The 2,064-nt window shown below is 26.2% G+C and carries 1 protein-coding gene; it reads left to right on the top strand.

From position 1 onward, the window contains the following. A partial coding sequence (locus tag GBZ86_RS15315; protein WP_152892094.1) for a putative mucin/carbohydrate-binding domain-containing protein occupies positions 1-2,018 on the top strand: 2,018 nt, incomplete at its 5' end. Between the last annotated feature and the right edge of the window lie 46 nt (positions 2,019-2,064).

The raw sequence follows: 2,064 nt of genomic DNA, 5'->3' as shown, positions 1-2,064 counted from the left end.
TTTATATAGAACCTTATGCACCAGGAAATATAAATAAAGATTCAGATGAATTTTACTTTAAAATATTAGATCCTTTAGAAAAGATAACGAAAATTCAAGGAAAAATAAATAAAAATCAAAAGGGTGATGCAATAAAAATTACTTCTGATGACAGCAATATATCAAAAAATCTTAATATTGGAGATATATTGGAAATGGGCTGTTCACAAAATTCTTTAGTAGAAATTTTTGATTTTCCATCTAAAGGGGAAGTTACACCTATTTCAGGTAGTTCTCAAAAGTTTTATATGGATGAAAGTGGATTAGAGGATTATTATTCAATATATATTTCAAGTGCTATAGTAATAGAGGGATTAACTACAGGTACTATAGTTTTTATAAAATTTAATATTAAAACTAAAAAACTAGAAGCTGTATTACTTAATGATAGAGAACCCCATTCAGCTACTGCTACTGCTTATGAGTATGTTAAAATTCAATTGTATCATTTAACGGATAATGCTTTAGCTTATCCTCTTTCTACAGCTAAATTATTATCTAATAAAAAACCCCAAGAATTTTTATTTACTCTTAATAATACGCCTTTTATTTTAGATAATATTGTAGAAATAACCTGTGCTGATACGGCTTTAAATAAAGTGGAAATAACTAATTTTCAAACTCAAGGCATGTCTCATAGAGTTATTAATAATAAAGAGTATTTTAAAGTAACTAAATCTGGATTAGTTCCATTTACCCCTACATCAGTGCTTCAAGATAATATAATTACAGTGCGTTCTAATAGTAATATATATAGGAATGCCCTTACTATAAGCTTTGATACCACATCAAAAACAATAAAAGCCACTGCTATCAACGAACCTATTGGTTCTTCTGGTGGTTGGTCAGGAACTTCTGCTCTTATATTCACACTAAAAGATAAAAATGGAAGGACAGTAAAATATGATTATGTATATGGTAAAGATACTAAAGCTATTGGTAGAGATGGAGTAGCTATTAATTTAGCTAATAATATAAATAATACCCCTTTTGATTATGGTTATTCTTTAGAGTTATATGCTCCAGCTAGAAAGTATCGTTTTATTACTAAGACAAGGGTTTTTACTTCTAATTTACCATTTAAATCTAATGCATATTGTCCATTTAATGATACAGAAACAGTTACTATAACAGAGTTAGGCTTAGTACTGCAATCTAATTCTCCATTAAGTAATATTAAACCTTTAAAAGATATAATTGTTTTGAAAAATGTGGATAGTCAAATAATGTTACAAATTTATTTTAATATTCAAGCTAAAAAATTACTTGTATCCTCTAGTTCTATAAAATCAGCATATAATAATTCAATTAGTAACTCAGAGGAATATTTTGTTATTAAATTAACAGATAAGTCAGGTAAAGAGACTATTGGCAAAATAACTGGAGATAATAATGGGGATGCTTTAGCAGATTTATTAAATAATAAAGTTTCCTTTGAATATGGGGATACTATAACTTTAGCATGTAAAGATTTAAGAAAAATTTCTATAGAAAATAATCCTACTTATGGTGAAAAATATAGTCTGTTAAAAGTTAATGAAAGATTTTCTATAACAGAAACTGGTTTAGTATCTTTAATAAGATTATTAAAAAATGAAATAACTTTCTTAGGTTTTGGTAATAGATTAATAGCTAAAATTTATTTTGATATTGATGATAAAAAAGTATTAGTTAGTTCTAGTGGAACAACAGCCCATAGCAGATTTGGAGATAGAGAATATTTTAAAGTTGTTTTAAAGGATAGTTCTGATAATCTAATAAAAGAAGCCTCAGTAAAAGGAAATGAAAATGGGAATAACTTTGCAGTATTATTAAACTATTTAGATTTTAAAGATGGTTATACTATAACCCTTATCTTTGCAGAAAGGAATAGGGTTTTAATATCTAATTATCCTAAGGAAGGTAACACATATAAATCTCCTAATAATAATTCTAAAACCTTTACTATAACTGGTAATGGACTTATATTAAAGGCATAAAAGATAAATTTATATTATATATTTTAAAGAGTAAATTATTTATAGT

Source organism: Clostridium tarantellae (assembly GCF_009295725.1).
GTDB classification, from domain to species: Bacteria; Bacillota; Clostridia; order Clostridiales; family Clostridiaceae; genus Sarcina; species Sarcina tarantellae.
Note: the sequence above shows the minus strand (reverse complement) of the source record. Positions and strands in the feature narration are given on the sequence as shown.